The organism is Akkermansia sp. N21169, from assembly GCF_029854675.1.
In the GTDB taxonomy this organism is placed as follows: Bacteria; Verrucomicrobiota; Verrucomicrobiia; order Verrucomicrobiales; family Akkermansiaceae; genus Akkermansia.
In genome coordinates this window covers 198845-217097 of record NZ_JARWNC010000041.1, presented here as the reverse complement: position 1 = coordinate 217097, position 18253 = coordinate 198845, and the positions used below count along the sequence as shown (strand labels likewise).

Annotated in this window: 6 protein-coding genes and 2 tRNA genes; 3 read left to right on the top strand and 5 right to left on the bottom strand. The window is 51.1% G+C overall.

The features are described 5' to 3' along the window. Window positions 1-91 precede the first annotated feature (91 nt). A complete protein-coding gene (locus tag QET40_RS11455) occupies window positions 92-766 on the top strand; it encodes a metallophosphoesterase (protein WP_280127306.1) in 675 nt (224 codons plus the stop codon). Between the two features lie 39 nt (window positions 767-805). On the opposite strand, the gene QET40_RS11450 is transcribed toward QET40_RS11455, so the two are convergent. Then, window positions 806-1885 (bottom strand): hypothetical protein, encoded by a 1080-nt coding sequence (locus QET40_RS11450; RefSeq protein ID WP_280127305.1) that lies wholly within the window; start codon window positions 1883-1885, stop codon window positions 806-808. A 442-nt stretch (window positions 1886-2327) separates the two neighbouring features. Next, window positions 2328-5549 (bottom strand): S41 family peptidase, encoded by a 3222-nt coding sequence (locus QET40_RS11445; RefSeq protein WP_280127304.1) that lies wholly within the window; start codon window positions 5547-5549, stop codon window positions 2328-2330. A 274-nt stretch (window positions 5550-5823) separates the two neighbouring features. Between QET40_RS11445 and QET40_RS11440 the strand changes: the two genes are divergently transcribed. Further along, window positions 5824-6270: a PepSY domain-containing protein gene (locus QET40_RS11440; protein WP_280127303.1), complete on the top strand. Its 447-nt coding sequence runs from the start codon at window positions 5824-5826 to the stop codon at window positions 6268-6270. A gap of 89 nt (window positions 6271-6359) precedes the next feature. Here the strand turns inward: QET40_RS11440 and QET40_RS11435 are convergent. Next, window positions 6360-6433, bottom strand: a tRNA-Gly gene (locus QET40_RS11435). A 133-nt stretch (window positions 6434-6566) separates the two neighbouring features. On the opposite strand from QET40_RS11435, the gene QET40_RS11430 reads away from it, so the two are divergent. Continuing rightward, window positions 6567-6640: transfer RNA gene (locus tag QET40_RS11430), tRNA-Gly, on the top strand. A 119-nt stretch (window positions 6641-6759) separates the two neighbouring features. Here QET40_RS11430 and QET40_RS11425 read toward each other — a convergent pair. Both QET40_RS11425 and QET40_RS11420 read right to left on the bottom strand, forming a co-directional pair. Next, on the bottom strand, window positions 6760-7890 hold the full coding sequence (locus tag QET40_RS11425) for a PA14 domain-containing protein (protein WP_280127302.1): 1131 nt from the start codon (window positions 7888-7890) through the stop codon (window positions 6760-6762). A gap of 326 nt (window positions 7891-8216) precedes the next feature. Continuing rightward, the gene (locus QET40_RS11420; protein WP_280127301.1) at window positions 8217-18170 is read right to left on the bottom strand and encodes an autotransporter domain-containing protein; all 9954 of its coding nucleotides are present in this window, start codon (window positions 18168-18170) and stop codon (window positions 8217-8219) included. Between the last annotated feature and the right edge of the window lie 83 nt (window positions 18171-18253).

Below are 18253 nucleotides of genomic sequence, written 5' to 3'. Positions count from 1 at the left end.
AAATGAATTTTCTGACGAGGAAGAAAATAGATTGAAAGCATTCTTTCCATGTTTGACTGATTCGGGTAGGATGTTCCGAAAGGGAACGCTTATGATGATTATTGATACTCCCTGCTTTCTCATGGGAGATATTCATGGGAAGCCGGAAGCTCTGGAGAAATTCTTACGCTCACGGACGGGCATCAGCCTGATCCAGCTGGGAGATTGCGGTTTTGGATTTGTGCCCCGTTACCGGGAAGTGCTGGAAGAAATGGCTAGGGAGACCGGCAATCATGTGTACTGTCTTCGTGGAAATCATGACGATCCTGCCATGTTTCGCAATCCTCCGGTTGGAGAATACTTTCATCTTCTGTCGGATTATTCTGAACTGCTGTTGAATGGACGTCGGGCTCTGGCCGTGGGCGGAGGCGTTAGTGTGGATCGGTCATTCCGCGCTCCGGGTAGAGGTTGGTGGGAGGATGAGGTGATTCCATGGAATGGGGAGTTTGTGGCTGCTCATGCCGGCAAGATAGATATCCTTCTGACTCACGTCGGGTTGTTGCCTCCATCCGAACCCTCGTTGAAGGAAGCGAATCCGGGACTCTTGGATCGTGATCCGGATTTAAGGTTTGATCTGCCCAAGGAACGCAATTTACTGATGGATCTGATGGAAAAGCTCCAGCCTTCCGAATGGTATTTCGCTCATTTCCATGTGTCCGCAACCTGGCAGGTCAATGAGAAGACGAGGTGCCGGGCTCTGAAAATCGACGAAATTGTCGAAATATAAAATAAGAGAGAGGCAAAGAGTGGAGTGGGAGCAAGATAATCAATTTCTTGCTTCCAATACTTTCTGGCAGCGTTTGCTGATGGATCGGTATGTGGTGTCTGGATAGATGGATTTGAACAGGTTGATATCAAGAGTTTCTTGTTTGTTGATAAATGTTTCAAGGTAAGGTGCGTATCCGGCCTTCAAAAGCACTTTGCGGTACGTGTCGATTTCCTCCCAGTCTTCGCGGGTGAAACGATCCAGGGAAGTGATTCCTCGGGTGAGCCAAAGAAACATGGCTTCCATGTTTCCTTGTCTGGCTGCTTTTCTCAGAGCCTCGGAAGCTTGCCGGAATTTTTTAACGGAAGTGGCACTGCTGTAATCGAAAAACAGAAAGGAGACGATATTTTGAATGATACTTCCAGCCAATGCCGGATAATCCATTACGATTTGTTTGTATATTCTTAGTCTATTGTTAAATTCATCATCAATTTTCATCCCATAAAAGCCCATTGGGGAATTTCTGCATAGTAAGAGAGCGGAGGCCAAATCGTATTTGTCCTGGCTCCGAGCTCTCAGGCTTTCCATGAGCATTTTTTCTTCCTGCATGATTTCATCATGGCTTGCCATGGTGTATGTAACTGGGGAGAGAATGCTCTTGAACGCGAGATAGGATAATAAATCCCCTTCTCTCAGTTTTTCCTGGAAGGTTGAATAACCGGGGAGATTTTTGTAATTAACTTGAGAGAACTTGTCTCCAGATGAACGTGTTTTTTGTGTGGACGAAAGATCATTGATCTGGATGATTGCTTGTTGTAAATGAGAGAAGAAATTTTTCTCCGGATTTTGTCCGGGTACAAGTCGGTTGATGTGAAGTGAATTTTTGACGATATGAGTCTGAATAGAGCTTGTGGGAGGGGATTTGCGGGCGATGATAATCAGGCTGGCTTCTCGATTACCCTCCAAAGTTAATTTCTCCAATTCATGCTCTGTTAATCCGGAGAGGGGAAGTGACGGGGATGGAGTATCCGGGATGATAATGGAGAAGGATGTTGCCTTGTCTGCCAGTGTTGTGTTGTTGTCAGTAAGGCGCTTCGATATATCGTTTACCTTTTGATTGTACTCATAGTTGTTTTTCATGAACGCAGGCATAGATGATAGGTTGTGCTCCAGCCTGATGTTTCGTTGAGTGAAAGAATACATATAATGTGATTTATCCGTATCGATTCTGTAGTGGAGAGGTATGAGAGAGTTGAGTTCGTTCCATAGCGCTCTCTGTTGCTCCAAATAGATTAAATTGTTCTCTCTGAGGATCAGGCAGAGAGAGCTAATGATGATAACGCTCACAAAAATACACACTCCAACGATGAGTTTGCGATTTTTCTCAAACATGAAATTACCATTAAGTCCTCTAAAAGATAAAGTCAAAGATGTTCTTCCAAAAAATAATTAAAAAATTAATTGAATCCCATCTTGAGGCTTGGATGAAATCATGATGTGGCAAGGAACAATGGCGCCTGAACGACGTAGAATTCGTTCAGGCGCGGAAGAAAGGGAACAATGCCAGTCGGAAGAATCCGGTTTAGGGGAGTTTGCCCTGTCGTTGTTTGGGCTTGTCGATATCTTGAAGGAGAGCCTTCACGGCGATTTCCAGTTGTTCGTCTCTGCCGGCAACGATTTTTTCAGGAGAGTTGGCGACTTTGATATCGGGTTCGAGCTGAGTATTTTCAAGATAGGAACCGTCGTCAAGCCGGTAACCGATGATAGGAATACCGTACACGAGCGAGGAGTCTTGCAGATGCTCCCAGCAGACACTGGTCATGGTTCCGGGTACGGGCATGCCGACGAGTTTGCCAATGCCTTGGTGGCGGTAAACCCAAGGAGTACCATGGGCATTGGAGTAGTTTGCTTCGCAGGTCAGCATGATCGAGGGTTTGTTCCAGCGGCGGCTGGGCATGTCGCATGCTTCCTTGCCGCGAATGACTTGAGTGAAGTATTTCTTTCCGCTGAAAAGCACCTCGATATCTTCGTGCAACCGCCCTCCTCCGTTGAACCGGGTATCGATGACAATACCTTCGCGGTCATTGTACTTACCGAGGATTGCGGAGTAAATGGAACGGAAACTGGGATCTCCCATGGCCTGGATATGAACGTAGCCGAGACGCCCGCCGGAGAGGCGGTCCACTTCTTCTTCACACTGTTTGACCCAGCGGGAGTAGAGAAGGGAATTCTGCTTGCTGCGGGAAATGGGAATGATGACTTCCTCAAAGCGTTCCTGCGTTTCCGGACGGTAAAGGGAAACCAGAACCTTTTTCCCTGCTTTGTGGTTCAGGAGCGGGAAGTAGTCCATGCCTGATGGGATAAAGGTACCGTTAATTGTTTCCAAAATATCTCCGGGACGAACATCGAGGTGTGATTTATCAAAAGGCCCCTGGCGGATAACTTCCTGAATGCGAAGCCCGTCTCCCGTGTAATCCTGATCGATAAAGAGTCCGAGTTCCGCCGTTTCGTCGTTACTCAGGCTGGAGGGCTTTCTGTAGGAGCATCCCGTGTGGGATACGTTTAACTCACCGAGGAGTTCGCTGACCATTTCCGCAAAATCGTAGTTGTTGTTGATATGAGGCAGGAATCGGGCGTAATTGGCTTGCATGGCTTTCCAATCGACTCCGTGCATGTTTTCCGTGTAGAACCGTTTTTGTTCTTCCCGGCAGACATGTTTGAACATGGCGGAACGTTCGGCTGCCATGTCGATGGCTCGTTCAGCCTTGGCTGAAATGGATGTGAAGGCATTGTTTTCCGCCTTCATCCAAGCGGGTTTTGTTCCAAGGATAAAAAGCATGGACATTTTTTTGTCCCATTGCAGGGAAGACGGGGAAACGTCCGGACGAATGATTTTTGCCGAACGGTTTCGAAGATCCAACTGCCATAGATCGAAGCCTTTTTGGAAAGCACAAATGTAGTAGAGTTGTTCTCCTTTTTTATCGAGGATGGCGTCCCCCAACTGACTGGATGCGGGGGTGAGACGGACGAGTCTTTCGTCAAGATCTTTCAGCTCGATCTTGATAGGAGCGACAGTTTTTTTCTTCTTTTCCTTTGACTCGGATTCCTTGTCAGAACCCAGTAAAAGTTCTTTTTCCTCCTTGCTCATATTGAATTGCTCGTAAGCTTCCTGATTCAGGAAAATCAGGATGGCGTCAGTCAGGGATCCCCAGGAGGCATGGTTGCGCATGCCGTAGCGTTCGGAATGGAACAGGATGGCGTTTCCGCCGAGGACCCATCGGGGGTTGGTGTCCGTGTAGCCGCTATTGGTGAGGTTGATCACTTTCCCTCCTCCATCGGCACTGACGATGCCAATATCGGTGTAGGGGTCATGGTGATTGCTGGTGTAGGCCAGGGTAAACCATTTACCGTCGGGAGACCATTCATAGTCGATTTGTCCGCTGGTGGAATAGGTGGTCGCTCCATCCGTGATCTGGCGGACGTTTCCCGTCTTGAGATTCATGACCATCAGGCGGCTTCGGTCTTCAATGAAGGCTACTTCCTTGCCGTCTGGGGAGAATTGAGGGAGTTCCCGTTCATGTTTATTATTGTTAATGAGCGGTTTTTCATGAATGACCATCGCGTTGGGGAAGTCGGGGTCTTCCTTGCGGGCAATTTTGGCTAGGTAAATATTCCTGCTACCGTCGCGCTCCGAGGTATAGGCAAGCGTCCGGGCATCGGGAGAGAAGGCGGGTGAACTTTCCTGTTCTGGAGTTGTGGTGATCTGCTTGGTCGTGGGATAAGAAGCGGATGTGACGAAGATGTCTCCGCGGTTGACGAAAGCTATCTGTTTTCCGTCTTCCGAGACGGTACCGTTCTTCATTCCTACGGAGAGTGTTTCCTTCTCTTCCTGGGAAATGTCTCCGGTAATGGATACCTTGACTGGTTGGGCGGCAGCACCCTGGGGTTGGATATAAATGTTTCCGTTATATCCGTAACAGAGAGTTCCGTTATTGGCGATGGAGAGAAAGCGGACGGGATGGGTTTTGAAATTTGTGACTTGTTCCGGAGCTTGCTGTTTGTTGTTGAGGACAAAGCGCCAGACATTGAAAGTACTGCCCCTTTCGCTGAGATAATAGATGTATCCGTCATCCGGACTGAAGCGGGGATCCCGGTCTTCCCCGGCGAAGCTTGTCAATCGGGTGTGGCGATTTTTGACGGTATCGTAGAGCCAGATGTCGCGTGTGATGGAGGACTGGTGATGCTTGCGCCACTCGTTTTCACCGCCTTTTTTATCCTGGTAGAGAAGGAGGGTTCCGGAATGAGAGAAAGAGACCCGTTCGGCGGGAACAGCCAGAATTTGTTCCGGACGTCCTCCGTTGATAGAAACGGAGTACAATTCTTTCATCGATGAGTGGGGATGGAGCATACTGGAGGCAGGATCGGCAATTGATGCGCCAAACAGGATGTTGCGTCCGTCATTGGTAAAGCAGTAGGGGATTTCCGCTCCGGAATGCGTGGTGAGTCTTTGCGGAGCCCCACCTTGTGCGTCGACGAGATAGACATCGAAATTACCGTATCTGTCGCTGGCGAAGGCAATCTTGCTGCTATCGGGTGACCACACCGGGGCAAAGTCATGGGCGGGATCAGTGGTCAGGCGTTGAGCTTTGCCTCCTTCGGAGGGAACGGTATAAATGTCGCCTTTATAAGTGAATGCGATGGACTTGCCGTCGGGGGAAATGGAAGGATAACGCATCCACAGAGGTGCGGCTTCCAGGGCCGAACACGAGAGAACCAGGGAAAATAAAAGGAAAAAGTGTTTCATGTCTGTTTAGAGAAAGAGAAGCGTTGTGTTGAGTCAGGAAATGACCGGACTATGATACGAAACTACTTCTCTATTTTATTCACTCTACGTTCAAGAAGGGAGAAGTCTGTCAAAATAATATGTCATGAGCGTGATTTTTGAGAGAGACACTACTGGAATTTGTCATAGCATCGGTTGTGAAATTAACTTCGACGTGTGAATGAGGAGAGGAAAGCGATGGCTCCTGACTGGGATTGAATTGAACACTTTATCCTATTTTAGAATCATACCACATATGATGAAAACGAAGAGTATTTTGTCCTTTGCTGCCGCCATTTTATGGGTTGTTCCGGCTTTTGCCGATATTCCTGAAACATCCGTTCCGGCGGAGGTCGTTTCCGGAGTGAAATCCGCTTACGCCCAGGTGCGCAAAATCGAGTGGGATTTCAATAATCGTACCAAACAGTACGAAGCGGAATTTCGCATCAACGGCTTTGACGTCGAAGTGAAGCTTACTTCGGACGGTAAGATAGTTCGTGTCAAAGAGGAAATCGATCCAGCCCTCACTCCGGAAATTGTCCGAACAGCAGCTTTGAAAGACTATCCTCAGGGAAGAATCAAGGAAGTTAAAAAAATCACCGAAGGTCAGACTGTCAGTTACGACATAGAAGTGGTTACTGACACCGAAGATTACGACCTGCTGATTTCTGCCGACGGCAAAGTCCTTCGTACAGAACGCTGATCCGGACTCGTGACTTCTGGTATATGCTGGATAGAAATGAGAAACCCTTGCGAATTAAGGTATTCTGCAAGGGGGAGGAAAAGGCGAATTGGTACGGGTGATGGGAATCGAACCCACGTCACAAGCTTGGGAAGCTCGTGTCCTACCATTGAACGACACCCGCATGACGCTATGTGGAGAAATGCTTACGCTGTTTTCTGAGGGGTGTCAATCATATTGTTTGCAGATAATAGAAGGAAAAAAATGAATTACATCTTGACTTCTGGTGAGGAAAATGTAGATTTTCCTCACGTCACGCGGGTATAGCTTAGTGGTAAAGCTCCAGCCTTCCAAGCTGATCATACGGGTTCGATTCCCGTTACCCGCTCCAACTTTTCTTAAGGCTTCTCCGCAAAATGTTACGGAGAAGCCTTATTTTTATTCCGGAACAGAGTATTCCCGGATAGATACTGCCTGTGGCTTGCATGCGGAGAGTAAGCAGGCGAAACTTTATTTGACGCATGGCCAAACCGGGCCAATGGGGTCGAATGGAGGTCTGGTCCCTTGATTGAATGATGGATCGGGAAGGGAGTAATTGGTTCGGAATAGGGGCAGTATCGGAGTGCCGCTGGGGTCTTTTTTAGCATAGACGGCACCAATTTCTTCTATTAACAAAAAGGCGGAAAATCCGGCCCCGGGTACTTCTGAGATCATAATTTCAATGGGATATATTTCATTGGCTGTGACAGAGAATTCAGGGCCGACAATCATTCCATTCAAGCGACTGTTGTAGTGCCCCATGGTACTGTATTTATAGAATTTGGCAGGGATGTGGTAGATGCCCGATCTCTGGATTTCTCGTTTGAGAATGGCATTTTTGGCTTTGCCTTCCATGACGAGAAAGATCTCTTCGCTTTCCATATACCTGCCTCCCATTGTCATGTAGAAGTAGCCGTGATCATATACTTCCTTGCCGTTCAGACGGACGGTCATGATATCGTCCGCGAGTCCTACGAAACGGAATTTCCCGGTTTTGGGAGCAACGATTTTTCCTCGGTAGATGGCCACCCAGTGTTTGGGCTTGACTGTGTTTTCACAACCGAAGGCTTTCGGTGCTTCCTCGGCTGATCTGTGGGAGATGAAAATGTGTGAGTTGTACAATTTCCTCGGTGCTTTGTAGTATTTGGCCAGTGTGCTTTCCTTCCATCTCGATTGAACGAATCTTTTTAAGATGTTCGTGTGTTCTTCGTAGCTCAAGTCTTCTTTGAGCGGTTTCCGGGATGCTGTTTGTTTGAGATCGTAGAATGTACCAACCAGGGAACTTCCTGCTGGAGAGTCCGTGCCGAAACCTCCTCCTTCCGTACCGGGATCGTCACCTACTCCTGTACCGAAATCGACGCCCAGTTCGAGACTTTGGCCCAGATCGGAAAATTCCGGAGTGTCGATGTCTACCGAGCTAATTGCTACATCGCTTACTGCGTCGGAAGTGATGATGCTGGCGTGATTTTGAATGCTCGCAGTCGGTCGGGTGATGACTCGTTCCGGTGTCAATGGAGTATCCAGGGGAGCCCCTTCTTCGTTGCTTGCGGCATAGGCAACTATTTCCGGTATTTCCGGTTTTGATACAACGATTGTAACCATATACAGAGTTAAGCCGAACAAGCAAAAAGATAATATGGCTGAGACCAAAGCTGTCAGGAAGTTATATGTTTTCATCCTGTGGATAGCCAGGTCGGCTTCTCGGGTCATCCTAATATGAAGGCTCATATGTTTTTCATGATGTGAAGAGGTAGGGAACCCGGAATTTTCCGTTTCCGGGCTGCGGTTCGATTGTTTTTATGTTTCGGTAGGGGAAGTGGCTAGAGGTGCATTCGGTGATGCCAATTGGTTTTGTTGAGGGCGGCTCCTCCTTGCGTGTGGAGGAGCCGCCCCGCTGTTTTTCTCTTTTATTCCGTCTTCCGTTTTTATCAGAAGTTGTACCTGTAACCGATGCTGCCGCTAGCCGAGGTCATGCGGCTGCGGATGTCAGCATTGGCTTCCATAAAGACTGTGCCTTGTTCTCCGGATGGGATGCTGATTCCGGCTCCGATTTGAAGGCCGGTTGTTCCCATTTTGCTTCCTTTGACGTTTTGGCTGAAACCGGGATTCCCCTGGAATCCAACGCGGGCTTCATTCTGTGTGTCACCCATATCCTGGGAAACCTGCATGCGAAGCTCAGCCAGGGATTCTCTGCCAAAGAGGTTTCCTCCCATGAGGCCCATCCAGCGGATGCCTGCCGATATGGTGGCTGTTGTCGCGTCCATGTCTCTGACGGCGAGTCCGGCGTTTCCTGCACCGGTTTCGTTGTAGTCGTCAATGCTGCTCTTGTGGAGGGAGATGTTGACGAGTGGTTGGAGGATGGAGCTGTTGTTTTCGTCGAGGGAGATGTCGTAGGTGGCTTCGTACATGGCGCCCCAGGTGTTGCCGCTGGTTTCACTGTGTCCGGCGTAGCTATATTGCCCCAGGGGAACGGTGCGTTCGGCATCTCCCTGGCTCCATCCGGCGGTGAGGATGAAGTTGTGTCCCCACTTGCCGCGCTGGTAACGGCCGAAGAGATTGACGTAATAGTTGTCCATGTCTCCACTGAGACTATCTGCCGAGTTGGATGTCAATTTTCCATAACTGGCTGTCATGGCAATACCTGCGGTGAATCCGGGCGTGAAGTTGGCATCGACGCCAAAGGTACCTCCCCAGGTGTTGTATTGGTACCCGGCATTGTCTCCATCGCCATTGAGGCAGTTGTAGGAGCCGGTGGCTTGCATCCAGGTGTTCCACAGAGGCAGGTCGCCGCCATAGCTATATCCCGAGGGCAATCCCATGGTGGTCATGCGATTGCGGAGCAGGGTCTGCTGGTAGCGGAAATCAGATTGTAGAGACCCCAGAAGGCTGGTGACTGTGCTGCCTGCCGAGGCTGCCATGGCACGGCTGGCTCCAGCAGCATCGTGTGCCTTGATGGAGGCATCTACGGTGTTTAGGAGGGCTGCCAGGGTACTGGTCTTGTCGGATGTTTGCGGGTTGATGGTGATGAGAGCCATGTCCATGAGTTGGGCGCCCGCCTGTGCAACTTCAGTCTTGGCATGGTGGATGTAGAATCCTTTGCTGCTGGCTGTGGTTGTGAGGATCATGGTGCCATTGATGGTTTCGACATGCGATTGGGTTGGGTCGAAGTATTTGCCGAAGAGTTCGTCAAAGACGATCTGGACTCCGCCCTGTTGAATGACGTGGGATGCCAGAGCGATTTGCATCGGCATGGTTCCGTTGATGACGTGTTGGTTGTCACCGGCGGCGATATGGATGGTGGCTCCATCGCCCATGGTGAGGTGTTCCTGGCCTCCGGTGGTGACAAGCGGTTTGGAGGGGCTCAGGCTTCCGTCTGCTTCGGTGTTCAGTACGAAACCGAGTGTGGAGTCTCCGATGATGCTGCCGCCACGTGTCAGGGTGAGTGTGTTGTTGGTACCGGAGCCGTTACCTGCGATGAGGGTTAGCCGGGAGGCTTCACCGATGGTGATGTTGGCGTAGGCGGCTTCACCTTCGGTGTAGTCCAAGGTGAGGCTTGCTCCACCTGTAGCGGACAGGCTGGCTGCCTTGTTGCCTATATTGCCGAGGGTGAGTTCTCCACGATCAACTGCAATTTGGCCCGAGAAGTCGTCGAGAGTACCCCGATAGCTGGCTTGCCCGGTGATGGTGAGTGATCCTTCTCCGGCGAGGGTGCCAAGCCCGTTCCAATTGTTGATGGTGGCGCAGGCCTCTTTGGTATCCAGATCAAGGTTGGTTCCGTAAGCTGTGGTGAGGTTGATTCCGGCGAGTGCATTTTGGGAGCGAAGGAGGATGGTGCCTTCACCCAATTCGAGCGTTCCGGTTTCGTCCTTGTCTCCGATGGCTTGAATGGAGCCGGTGATGATGCTGCCGCTGGTAATTCTCAGGATGGAATCTCCTCCCAGTTGAATGGTGCCGGCGGAGCTTTCCAGGGTGTTGACGGTGATGATGCTTTCGGCTCCGGAGATGGTCAGTTTGCCTTCCTTGCTGATGGAGAGTCTGCCGATGGTGTGTTCCCCGTCATTGCGAGTGAATGCCATGCCGCCTTCTTCGATGCTCAGGCTACCTGCGATAGAAATATCTCCTCCGATGCTGAGAGTGGCTTCACCCGTTTTGGAGATGGCCGTGTGCTCATCGGATTGGAGCTTGCCTGCGATGGTGGAATGCACCAGATTGCCATCGCGGTCGCGATTATTGTAGAACTGGACGCGCGCTGTTCCTGTTCCATCGCTGTTGATGGTGAGATCGCAACCTTTCTTCCCGCTGGCGTACTTGATGGTGAGTACCTGATCATCGCTGCCGGGCAGAGTGATATTCATATCTCTGTCCAGATAAACGGCACGGTAGTCGTTTATGTCTTCATAACCGCTAACGTGCCCTTCTTTCGATGTTCTCCAGACGGAGAGATTGCCGTCGGCGATGATGCTTCCTCCATCAATTCCGGCGACCTTGAGCCCCCATATTTTGAGGAGGGGATCAAAGTCGATCCGCTTGGGATCTACATCGAGTCTGCCATTGGTAATGGTGAAGTAGAGTCTGTTGATTTTGTCGCCAGAGTCTCCATAGTCGGGCAGGAGCTCTTCCTTATCGAAGTTGACGGCAAATTGGTCGAGCACATTTTCCTTCAGGTCGTCTCCGAGATTCAGGCACAGCTTTGTCCCTTCGCTCAGGGTGATGCGATCATCTGCCTGGGCATCCGATTGCCTTGATCCGAAGTTGATTACGGTGATTCCGGCTCCAGTGATAGCGTCCGTTGATGCTGTGTATGTTTTCGTGTTGGAGACACCCAGTGTGAGGTTGGCGGTATCAAGCTCAATTGTTCCGTGGCCGATTCCCTGTACTGTAGAACCGTCGCTCGTCACAATCTTCTTGATGGCACTTGCCTTGATGTCTCCCAGGGCGATGCAGTCTGGGCCTGCCGAAGTGTCAATACTGACATGGCTGTCCCAGTTGGAAGCGTTGGTGAGACTACCGGAATACAGAGTGATGTCGTTTTGAAGAGCGAGTCCCGCCAGATCCAGAGTCCCGCCGGAGACGACGAATCCGATATACTCCCCGATGCTGATACCTTCCTTGAGAATGACGGATGTTTTTCCCAACCCTTCGCCATCTACCCGAATCGTAAACCCGCCGGTGAGGGTACCGGAGAGTTCGGCCTCCACCAATTCCAGAGTTTGCCCTTCAGTACCGGAGACGGTACTTCCCACTGAAGACGTGAAGTTGGCAAGTCGCAAGGTGGAGTCCGCTTCCGTCCCCAGAAGAAGCTGGCTTGGATTCGTGCCATTGCCCAGGATGATGTGGACATTGTCCTCAACGGTGGAAGCGGAAAGATCGAACGTGCCATGATGGAGCATGAGGCTTCCTGGCTGGCTGTCGACTTCTGCAAGACCTCCAATTTTGCCCGCGATGCCGATGGTGGAGCCTCCGGCGTTGATCGTGGCTTGACCACCATCAGCGTTGACAGTGACTCCTCCGGATAGCGTATTGGCCGATCCGGTCAGGCTGAGGGTGGCTCCATTGCGAAGTTCCAATTTGCCGTCCCAACGGCCAGCGCTTGCAATAGAGAGTTTTTTCCCGGCATTGATCAGAATTCGGCCGTCTCCCTGAGCCATATTTGCCAGAGTCAGGGAGTTATTGCTTGATCCGTCGATGATAAGGGTGTTGAGGGAATCGATGGTTACCGACTTGTAGGAAGCGCCCTGAAGAGTCAGGCTTCCTCCGGAATCCGAGCGTCGGATGCGTATGCCGGCCTCTTCCGTAGCGGCATCGGTGATGTGCATGTCTCCCGCAAAGCTTTGTGCGAGAGTTAAATTTCCGGCTCCGGACTTGGTCAGGAGCATTTGAGCGTTGTCCCTGATTCCGGTCGCCAGATTGGCGAGAGTGATACTGACATTTTCGGAAACAGCCAGTTTCAGTTTGTTTTCGTTAACGATGAAGCGTGATGAAATATCCGTGGCATTGTTGCCGAATTCCAAAGTGCCGTTATTGAAAATGATGGCTCCGTTCTTGCCCAAGGCATTTGCATTCTGAATGACGACGGTTCCTTTGTTCAGTGTGACATCCCCGGAGAATGTATTGGCATTCTGGAGGATGACGGTTCCTGTTCCGGCCATCATCAAGGCGGTTGGCTTCGTGTTGCCCGCTCCCGTGTAGTCTGAGATGGCCCCTCCCGTGAAGGTGTAGGAAGCATTGGATTGTATCTGGACGAAGACGGGGTTGACTCCTGTCTCATCAATGTGAATTGTTTGATCCAATGGGGATTCAGCTCCGAAGAAAACAGCTTTTCCTTCGGGGCCTGTTTCCTTGTCCTTCCAATCTTCAGCCGAGGTGTTTGACCATGTCCCCGATGAAGCGCCCTTCCACTGCCAGGCTTTGTTGTTGTCGATGCCGGCATGGAGGTAGAGTTTTGTTTTATCGTCGGAAAGCACCAAATTGAATTCGTAGACATCGGAAACGTCATCCCAAAGTGTGCCCCCGAGCGTGGTTCCTGCCACAAAGCAGTTCGGGTCCAGTCCGCCTGAGACACTCAGAATGGTGTAGTTACCTTCGCTGATATTGTTGGACATGAAGTCGTCTCCGAGTTTGATGGATACGCTACCATTACCACTGACTGAGAGATTGCCGGATACCGTTATGGAGGCATCATCCCGAGTCAGGTTAAGAGCATCGATACTGATGGTTGTTCCTTCTGCCAGAGTGAGATTGCCTGTTGTGGCAAGCAGGGCTCCGGTACCGAGTGTGAGGCCGCCACGGGACGTCAGATTGGCTGTCGAGACCGTGATCCCTGCATCCATGGACAGTGACGCCACTGATAATGTCCCTGTTGTGGAAAATGCCCGGCGGGCGACTACATCGCCAATCGAAGCAGACGCGTTTCCGGAGATTGTTCCTCCTGTGGCAATAATCTTGTTGGCGAGGGCTTTGTCTGTGAGATCCAGCGTGCCTCCCTGAAGGTTGATGTCTCCATTGCCCAAGGCAGTGTCCGTCCCGGCACGAAGTGTACCGTTTGTTATGGTAATGGTGCCGCTGAAGAGCGAATCCCCATCATTGTTGCCGGAAATGACGGTTGTTCCTCTCTGGACGAGCAAGGCGCCGTCACCACGTAAATTGGCCGCGCCCATATCTCCAAGAAGAGTCAGTGCTGCGTTGTTGGCTATCTGTAAAGTTCCATTGAATGCGGAGTTGTTGCCCGACAAGGCGAGTTTGGTTCCTGCGGCGGTTTCGACTGTTCCCGCTTCAGTTGCATCGGCTCCTTGTGCCGACAGGATTCCTCCGTAGTTGTAACCCTCTGCCTTCATGGTATTGAAGGTGAGTACGGCATCCTTGTGGATGGAGATTTCCGTGGCGGCCAGTTTGGCATCGGCATTGCTCAGAATGAGTTTCCCGGTTCGGACTTCGATGCCTTTGGCGATGTTGTACTGCCCGGAGATATTCATTGTTCCGGCGCCCAGCTTGATCAATGTGCGGGTGACAGCCTCTCCGCCGGTTGTAATGAAATTGCCCGAAACCAGAAGGTCATTGGCGGCAACTCCATCGGCGATGTCAAAGATGTTATCATCCTGCCGCAAAGAAACTTGGGTGGATATAATGGATTCTTTCGATGAAGCCAGAGTCTTTACCTGAGTTGTCTGTCCGTAGAAATCAACGCGTCCCGTACTGCCGGAAAGCGTACCGCCCTCCATGGTGACAGTCAGATCCGTGAATGTCTGGTTGTCGCTTGTGGTGAATCTGACTTCCCCGTTTTCTCGGATTGCCAGGGAAGAGACATTGTTGGCGGCTTCCCCCCATCCTGTCATGCTGACGGCGTCCAGGCTGAGAATGCCATTGACGACGTCGATAGCTCCCTTGACGGCAGCGGGAGTCGTGCTGCCTCCCCCCGTCATGGAGACGATGCCTCCGCTAAGATTTTTGGTTCCGATGGTCAGGGAGCCTGTGATTCGGGCGCTTCCATTCAGGATCATGGTTCCGTTGCCCAGCTTGGTGACATGGGCATTGTTGGAAATGGATGTTCCGAAGGTCACTTTGTCATCGGCTCCGGCAATGTTCAGGGTGATATGGGAGTCTTCCTCCCAGTTCAGACGCGAGGAGACATCCTGCTGGTTGCCGGCAAGCCAGCTCAGCATTGTTCCGTTATTCAGGGTGATTTTGCCCGTTCCTAGGCCATCTTGTGCGAATTTCAGTTCGCCTGCCTTGACGTCGATGGATCCTTTCCATCCGGCATTGGCTAGGTTTATGCTGAGGCTTCCACTGTTGAGAGTCAGGGCTCCGTCTCCGGTGATCGTTCCCTCGGTCCCGGCATTGAAGACGTAGTCTCCACCCTGAATTTCCATGGCTCGCGGCTTGACAGTACCAGTGATAGATACGGATTTGTTGCTGGCGTCGGCAGTAAAGATGACTTTGTCTCCCGTGAAGAAGCCGGTATCGGCGGAAGCGATGTCTGCCGTCCACGAGGATTGCCCGTTTTTCGTCTGCCAGAGGCTTCCATTGCCAGTCCATGTCAAGGTGACTGGAGCGGATTTGGTAAGCGACATGGTCGTGATGTATTTGCCTCCGAGTGTGCCTTGAGCGAAGGAGAGGGAGTCACGCGATGTATTGTCCACAATCAGGCCTTTTGTTTCGATGTCGTCGAGCGTTAATCCCGTGAAGTTGTTGTTGCTCTGGAACAAGGTGAACACATAAGGGGTATTGCTGGCTGCCAACGAGAAGAGGGAGTTGAGGTCGAGAACGACTTTGGGGGCTGTTCCCGTACCCAAAGTCAGATTGCCGTCAATGATGTACTGTGGAGTTTCCGTCGTGTCATTCAGGACGGTGACAGTACCTCCGTCGAGTACCATATTGCCAATCAGGCTGCCTGCGGAAGCCGCGCTGCCCGACAAGGTTGATGCGGCAGATAAAGTGAAGGAGTCTCCGACTTTCAATTGCCCTCCGGCAAGGCGGTATTCCGTAGCGGCTGTTCCCAGATGAGTGGCTCCGCTAATGTCCAGAATTCCAGCCCGAGCTTCCCATATCCCATTGAAGGAGGACATATCTCCGGTGAAGAAATGGGTTCCTTCACCGGCTTTCACAATGTTGACGAGCGTGCCGATGCTTCCGCCGAATGTATGGTTGGCGGCATCCCCCACGATCAGATCAACGGTACCGATGGTTTCATCTCCAGTGACAAGGCCTCCTTGTCCTTCCAGGCCGGCGACACTCATATCCCTCTGAACGATGATTTGTACGGAGTTGGGGGTGACGCTGTCATCAATGATGCTGGTATCGCCTCCTTCCGATTTACTGATGCCGACGGTTTTGATAATTCCTCCAAAAGTGTTATCGGCAGAATCCAGATAAAGCATGGTACGGTAGGCATATTGGTTTGCATCCCAGTCGGTTCCGAGCAATTCGAGTGTGCCCGTGAATCCGGCCGTGCTTCCCTGGAGAGTCAGATTGCGGAAACCATCGTATTGGCCTTGTGTTTCCGGGACGTCAAAACGGAAGGTTCCGGTTCCCGTCCATTTGGATTCTGACCCAAAATTCAGGTGATGTTTCCACAGTGATGTCGTGCGGAACATGGCTCCTTCCTCGATATGGAATGTTCCGGCATCGAATGTTTTATTGCTGCTGATGTAGAGCTTCCACGAACCATTTCTGAACACGAAGGTACCTTCTTTTGTGCCAGTCGCATTCGCGTTGAAGGTGCCCGAACCATCCAAAATCAGTTTTCCCCCATTGGCGGCAAGCATGCCTCTTCCCGTGAAATTGTTAAGGATCAACTCACCTTCGCTAGCAGTCAGCGTGCCGTTGAAGGCGCTCATGTCTCCACTTAAAACTTGTGTGCCGGTACCTGTTTTATTGATACTGATTCCGGCCAGTACAGTTCCGGCATATGTCAGGGTGTCTTTACCGGAATAATTGATAGTCAGAGCACTGTCAGTTAGTGTTGACCCACTGGTAATTCCTACAGTGATGTGTTCTGCTCCGGTCAGGACGGATTCCAGACCGGCAATGGTACTCTCCGAGACACCCAGGGAGAGTCCGGAGAAGGCTCCCTGCAATGAGATGAGAGCTTTTTCAGCTGCCAATTGATGATTGAGAATCAAGTGGGTTTTCTTTTCTCCATCAACTCCTGTAAGCTGTATTTTCCCGGAAAACCGGCGAGTTGCATCGTCATCCGCCCCGGTGATCACTAGGCTTGATTCCGGAACCATACTGCCGCCGTAGGATATTCCGCCGACACGTTCAAGTTTGATGGTGCCGGAGCCATTGAGTTTGGAGGTTAACAGGCCACGCTGTCCCGAGGAAAGGTAGATCAAAGCGATGTCATCAGCCGCTGCCGTTGCTTCAATTGTGATGCCATTGATGAAATTGATATTTGCCATGTTGGCACCGCCTCCCTGATCGTCCGCCCAACCAACGCCTCCGTACAGGGTGCCTCCTTCCTGCAGAGTAAGAACGGAAGATATGGTATGGGCATTGTCATTGACTGCCGGGAATTTAAGCTTCAGGGAGCTTCCGGAGTAAATGTAAAGGTTTCTGCCCAGGGAATATGTTTTTTCAGCGTCAAAAGAACCTCCGGGTAGCCAGACGCTTTCTCTGTCTCTGATTTCAGTGCGTGTATTGGTCAGTCTGTTGTCCGTAGCCCATGAACCGACGATAGCGCCAATGAGCAGGAGAGTGCCATCGCCCGAAATATTGTTGAAAGTGAAAGCATTGGAATTGTTGTCGGAGAGGATGATTTTTGCTCCGGATTCCAGTTTGACTGAGTCTCCCCCAAGACTTCCTAATCCGGTTATTGTGATTTGGGAACCGTCGTGGAGAGTTCCCGGTTTAAGCGTTCCTCCGGTGACCTTGATCGTGCTGGAAATGGTGTCGATAATCACGGAGCCGTTTCCGGACAGGACTAGCTCATTGTTAAAGGTTGTGGCACTGAGGTCCAGGGTGGTTCCTTCTGCCGTTTGCAGCATGGAAGGCCCGGTCATATTGAGCCTTCCTCCGGAGAGAGCCAGGGAACCTGATTTAAGAATGAGCCCATCCGTAGAAATGGTTCCATCCAAAGTTAGTGTAGAGCCCTCGGCATGGGCATAGATGAAAGCTGCCTGCTTCCCCGTTCCCCACGCCAGAGAGCCCGTACTTCCGCTGGTATCGGACCATTCGGCTGCTGTCCACGCAGCTGTCCCAGCAGGTGTGATACGGTGGAGAACCGTTCCTTCGTAAGAATCGACGATTTGAATGCCGGCGATGCCGCCACGGTTGCCGCCACTGTTGTAGCCTCCAATGATGGAGAGGTCTCCGGTGAGACCTCCGATGGCGATGGTATTTTCCTTCAGAACGATATCATTCCTGCTTCCGGCTTGTCCCCATGCAGCATCGGATTCGACCAGATTTCCAGCTTCATCGTAGGAGTAGTACTGTCCGTTGACAAGGGGTGCAAACCATTTGCTGCCATTGTCGGTAGAATAAACAATGTAGACCGTGTATTGCAGCATGTCGATGCCGCTGACATTGATGGTCGTTGGGATATCTTTGCTTTCTCCCAGCCAACGGTCGAGGAAGTCGTTGCCGGCATCAACATACCAGTCGCACAAGGAATTCCAGGCGACAGTCGGGCCATTCGCCATTTTTTTGGAACCGGTCGTATCCGTGCAGAGGAACCAGTCTTTTCCGGAAACAGCCTCCATACCGATGGATGTGTTACCAAAGAAAAGGTCTGAAGAACCTCCTTCTCCGAAGATGAGAGATCCGGCCATATTGGTGCCATTCTCTCCGAATTTGATACTCAACGTATCGGAGGCGGAGGAGGGTGATAATTGGGCGAAGCAAGCCAAAATGGCCGCCGCCAGTTGGAGGGGGAGTCTGAGTTTCATAGTGGCGAAGTAGTATTTTTTAATTTGTTGTTAGATGGAGGATGTCATGTCGGCTGGGGAGGAGTAGCGGGGTTACTGTGAGG